Origin of the sequence: Lysinibacillus sp. UGB7 (assembly GCF_049058285.1) — a bacterium.
GTDB lineage: Bacteria > Bacillota > Bacilli > Bacillales_A > Planococcaceae > Lysinibacillus > Lysinibacillus sphaericus_B.
This window is the reverse complement of record NZ_JBMGUV010000070.1, coordinates 1-5,022: the sequence shown is the minus strand read 5'-3', so window position 1 is coordinate 5,022 and position 5,022 is coordinate 1. Positions and strand designations below refer to the sequence as shown.

Genomic DNA, 5,022 nt, shown 5'->3' with positions numbered 1-5,022 from the left:
AGTTACCCTTGCTATATTTACTCTATTCACAATCAACTTATTTTTACAGTGGATAGATACAGAGAAAATCAGGCTAATAATGTTTTTTCTTACTGCCAGACCTGAGTATCTCTGTATTTTTTCTTGAAATTAAAACACAACTATCAAATATTAGAAAGTGCTACTAATAAATGGTCAATTTCTTTACATGTTGTCTTTTGTCCAAAAGATATTCTGAAAAATTGACGAGCTTCTTCCATTGTATAGCCCATCGATATAATTGCTTTCGTGCCAGATTCGCTGTGTATATCACATGCACTACCTGTAGAGATGCATATACCCGCTTCATTTAATCTTAATAATACATATTGTCCTTCTACTTTTTCCATCAGAATGCCACATATAGTTGGTAGTTGCTTCCTACATTCAATCATTCGACATGTTTTTGGTAATCTTTCTTGTAAATATTGGCGTAATGCCTCATAATTCTGCTGCTTGTAATGAAAGCCTTCTATTGCAGTTGCAAATGCTACAATGGCTGGTGTATCTAATGTTCCTCCCCTTAACCCGCGCTCATGAGTCACACCTGGTGTTAATGCAGGCACACGAATTTTTGGGTTTATATAAATAGCCCCACAACCTTTAGGTCCAGCAATTTTATGTGCTGAGACTGTAATAGCATCCACCTGCTGTTCAAAAGTAACTTTACAAAACGACTGTACGCAATCTACATGAAAATATATATCTGCTGCTTTAGCAATAGTTGCAACTGCATCGATAGGTTGGATAGCACCTATTTCTGAATTAACATGTTGGATTGTAATAAGCGCCGTATCCTCTCTTATTACTTCACGTAATTGCTCCACTTGAATACAACCATTTTGCTGTAAGGGTAACTTTGTCACAACAAATCCCATTTTTTCAAGCGTATTTAATGCTGCATGAACTGATGTATGCTCTGCTTGCGACGAAATAATATGTTTTCCTTTCTTTGATGCTAAAGCAAGTGACACAATCGCTAGCATATTCCCTTCCGTGCCACTTCCTGTGAAAATTATGCCATCACTTTTAACTTTTAGTGCATTTGCCACAACCGATCTTGCCTGCTCTACAAAATAGCTTGCTTGTCCTCCTAAGTCATGTAAACTCGCACTATTCCCATAATAACGCTCCGCTACTTCACAATAAGCCTGGAGCACTGTTGGTGACATTGGTGATGTTGCTGCGTAATCCATATAAATCATCTTATTTTCATCCTCTCTATTTACTTCAGGTCTTGTTTTCTTTTTTATTTTATGTAAAGATATGTGTAAAGACAACTGTAAAGAAGGTAGAGCTATGGATGTAAAGACAGATGTACTCATTATTGGCAGCGGTATTGCAGCACTTCAGGCCGCTAGACTACTCGGACAGCAGTTTCAAGTACAGATAGTTACAAAATCTTCTGTTGATATGAGTAGTTCATATCGGGCACAAGGTGGTATTGCGGCGGTCACAAAACAAGAAGATAAAAACACTTATCACATTGCAGATACATTGACTGCTGGTGAATATCATCATGAAATAAAGCATGTTGAAGCACTTATAAACGAGGGAACAGAGATTATACAGCAGTTCCTAACAGATGGGCTTCCAATAGATCGGGAGGCATCTGGGAAACCAGCTCTCGGGTTAGAAGGCGCACATAGTCATCGTCGCATTTTACATGCTGGAGGAGATCGTACTGGGCAAGTTTTTGTAGAGTATTTGCTCAAACAGCTTCCTTCAAACGTAGTGTTAAACTGTTACGAAATGGCTTTTGAACTTCTTATAAATACTGATGGTGCTTGTATCGGCGTGCTTACACAGGGAAAACGAGGCATAAAGCGATATTTTGCTCATCATGTAATACTTGCTTCAGGTGGTGCCGGTGCCATTTATCCAAGTAGCTCAAATTATACAGTTAACACTGGTGACGGCATTGCACTAGCATTCCGTGCAGGGGCAGCAATAAGTGATATGGAGTTTATGCAATTCCATCCAAGCCTTCTTTGGTGCAATGGGGTAGCGAAAGGACTTGTCTCCGAAGCCGTTCGTGGGGCTGGTGGTATTTTTGTAGATGCACAGCGTCAACCAATTATGAAAGGAGTACATCCACAGCTTGATTTAGCACCACGTCATGTTACAGCCCATACGCTGTTTAAAAAACGGATTACTGGACAAGAAACATTTATTGATATTTCTGGCATTCAGCAGTTTGAAGATAAATTCCCTACGATTGCAAAGCTTTGCTCTGATAATGGCGTTGATTTACAAACCGGCTTAATTCCTATTGCGCCAGGAAGCCATTTCTTAATGGGTGGTATTATCGCAGATGAAACAGGTGGGACGTCGATCCCAAATCTATACGCCGTTGGTGAAGTCGCATGTACGGGCGTCCATGGTGCAAATCGTTTAGCAAGTAATTCCTTGCTGGAAGGTATTACGTTTGGACATAAAATGGCCCATGCCATTTTACAAAGAGGCTGCAAGCAAAAGAATTTCGCTGAAAGGTACAACGTCCATAAACTTCCCTTACCGTCGTTATTAACAAAAGAAAAATTACAACAGAATATGATGCAAGCTTTGGGCATTGTACGAAATCCCAATGATATGCAGCAATTTGCCAAACAATTACCATCGCTACAAACCTTACAACGAGTTGATGTAATTGGACTGAATCAACAGGAACTTGAAATTTATATGATGCATATCGTCGCATCACTGATGGTACATGCTGCACTTACACGCACAGAGACACGCGGGGCTCATATTCGTAGTGACAAACCACATAATGATGCATGGTGGACCCAACGCTGGATTATTTTTGAACATGGGCAAATGAAAGTGAGGAAAACATTATATGAATATCATCAAACTCGAGGAAATGCTCAAGCAATTTTATAACGAAGATATAGGGGATGGCGATTTATCAAGCGAGTTCATTTTTACAACTGACCAAAGTGGCTCTTTCTCCTTTTATGCGAAAGAGAGTGGTATTTTTTGCGGAGCGTTTATCATCGAGCACGGCTTTCGAGTACTAGATACTTCAATGCATATCACTTTGTTTAAAAAAGATGGTGATGCTGTGAATGCTGGTGATGTACTCGCTATTGTTAAAGGACCTCTACAAAAGTTATTAATGGGGGAACGTGTCATTTTGAATCTCATTCAGCGCATGTCTGCCATCGCGACAGCTGCAAATTTAGCTGTTCGTGAAACAGCGGGTACTGGTGCAAAAATTTGTGATACCCGTAAGACAATACCTGGATTACGTATGCTCGATAAATATGCTGTTCGTACAGGTGGTGCCTACAATCATCGAAGTGGCTTATACGACGCTATTATGCTAAAGGATAACCATATTACTTTTGCAGGAGGCATTACAAAAGCAGTGCAAGCTGCACGTAACAAAGTTGGGCATACTATAAAAATTGAAGTTGAAATTGAAACAAAAGACCAATTGGACGAAGCAATTGCATCAGGTGCAGACATTATTATGTTTGATAATCGAAGTCCTGAAGAAATACGGGCATGGCTTCCATCTGTTCCTGCACATATCACGACAGAGGCTTCGGGTGGCATTACTCTGGAAAATCTCCGTGCCTATTCAAAATCTGGTATTCAATGGATATCACTTGGCGCACTTACTCATTCGGTGAAAGCTTTTGACATTAGCGCACTTGTACAAATGAAAGGAGATCATCCACTTGTCAATAACTAGTTTATTACAACAAACTACACTGCTCCCTGAGCATTATCGAACACTAACAACAACTGACATGGAATCTCGCATACTAGCTATTAAAAAGAAACTAGGTAGTAAGCTCTTCATCCCTGGTCATCACTATCAAAAAGACGAAGTGATTCAATTTGCTGATGCAACAGGAGATTCCTTACAACTTGCGCAATTATCCGCCGCGAATAAAGAAGCTGAACATATCGTTTTTTGCGGCGTACATTTTATGGCAGAAACAGCGGATATGTTAACAGCTGATAAACAGCATGTTTACTTGCCAGATATGCGTGCAGGCTGTTCAATGGCAGATATGGCAGACATTTATCAAACAGAACAAGCATGGCCCATCTTACAGCAACTTTTCGGTGATACAATTATCCCGTTAACATATGTCAATTCGACTGCTGCAATCAAAGCATTTACAGGACGTCTTGGAGGTGCATGTGTAACATCCTCCAACGCAAAGGAAATGGTAAAATGGGCATTTAGTCAAAAGCAACGTATTTTCTTTCTACCCGATCAGCATTTAGGTAGAAATACCGCATATGATTTGGGTGTACCCCTTGAAAATATGGCTGTTTGGAATCCACATACCAATACCCTTGAGACAGAACAGTCACCAGAAAACATTCAAGTAATTTTGTGGAAAGGACATTGTTCCGTCCACGAAGGCTTTACCGTGCACCATACGGAAATGGTTCGTCAGGCACATCCAAATATACGCATTATCGTGCACCCTGAATGTAGCCGTGGGGTTGTTGCGGCAGCGGATGATGCGGGCTCAACAAAATACATTATTGATACAATTAATAATGCCCCTAGCGGTTCCGCATGGGCAATCGGCACAGAGATGAATCTAGTTAATCGTATTATCAAACACCATCCAGATAAACAGATTATCTCGCTAAATAAGAACTTTTGTCCTTGTCTCACAATGAATCGAATTGACCTCCCACATCTACTTTGGTCACTTGAAAGTATTAAACAAGGAAAGCCACATAACCGTATTAAAATTAATGTTCATACTGCAGAAGAAGCGCGTAGTTCACTCGAAAGAATGCTGTCACTTGGATAATAAAAAATCGTCTACTCTTTTTCGTAGACGATTTTTTGTTTCTAAAATGACAACAATGTTTGGAGTAATAATAATATTAAATGTTTAAGTAAATCCAGTTCAATACAACATATTCAGTTTTGTTTTTCATAATGAAAAAGGAATAGATTGGTCTCTTTGTCTGTAGTAGCTACCTCCTTTCTCGAATACTTAAACGCTATTTTTATATTCT

At 39.6% G+C, this 5,022-nt stretch carries 4 protein-coding genes; 3 read left to right on the top strand and 1 reads right to left on the bottom strand.

Annotation, left to right across the window (positions count from 1 at the left end; translation table 11 throughout):
• Positions 1-143 precede the first annotated feature (143 nt).
• A complete protein-coding gene (locus ACOMCU_RS27790; protein WP_421052266.1) occupies positions 144-1,214 on the bottom strand; it encodes a cysteine desulfurase family protein in 1,071 nt (356 codons plus the stop codon).
• 103 nt (positions 1,215-1,317) lie between these two features.
• Between ACOMCU_RS27790 and nadB the strand changes: the two genes are divergently transcribed.
• From nadB to nadA, 3 genes are read left to right on the top strand one after another with little or no spacing between them, the layout of a single operon-like run.
• Complete coding sequence (gene nadB, locus ACOMCU_RS27785) at positions 1,318-2,904, top strand: L-aspartate oxidase (RefSeq protein WP_010860302.1); 1,587 nt, start codon at positions 1,318-1,320, stop codon at positions 2,902-2,904.
• On the top strand, positions 2,861-3,721 hold the full coding sequence (gene nadC / locus ACOMCU_RS27780; protein WP_421052265.1) for a carboxylating nicotinate-nucleotide diphosphorylase: 861 nt from the start codon (positions 2,861-2,863) through the stop codon (positions 3,719-3,721). The genes nadB and nadC overlap by 44 nt, the downstream gene beginning before the upstream one ends.
• Positions 3,708-4,811 (top strand): quinolinate synthase NadA, encoded by a 1,104-nt coding sequence (nadA, locus tag ACOMCU_RS27775; protein WP_421052264.1) that lies wholly within the window; start codon positions 3,708-3,710, stop codon positions 4,809-4,811. The genes nadC and nadA overlap by 14 nt, the downstream gene beginning before the upstream one ends.
• Positions 4,812-5,022: the final 211 nt, after the last annotated feature.

Coding starts and splice junctions, on each gene's coding strand:
- ACOMCU_RS27790 (WP_421052266.1), bottom strand. CDS start 1,214: ATGGATTACGCAGCAACATCACCAATGTCACCAACAGTGCTCCAGGCT.
- nadB (WP_010860302.1), top strand. CDS start 1,318: ATGGATGTAAAGACAGATGTACTCATTATTGGCAGCGGTATTGCAGCA.
- nadC (WP_421052265.1), top strand. CDS start 2,861: ATGAATATCATCAAACTCGAGGAAATGCTCAAGCAATTTTATAACGAA.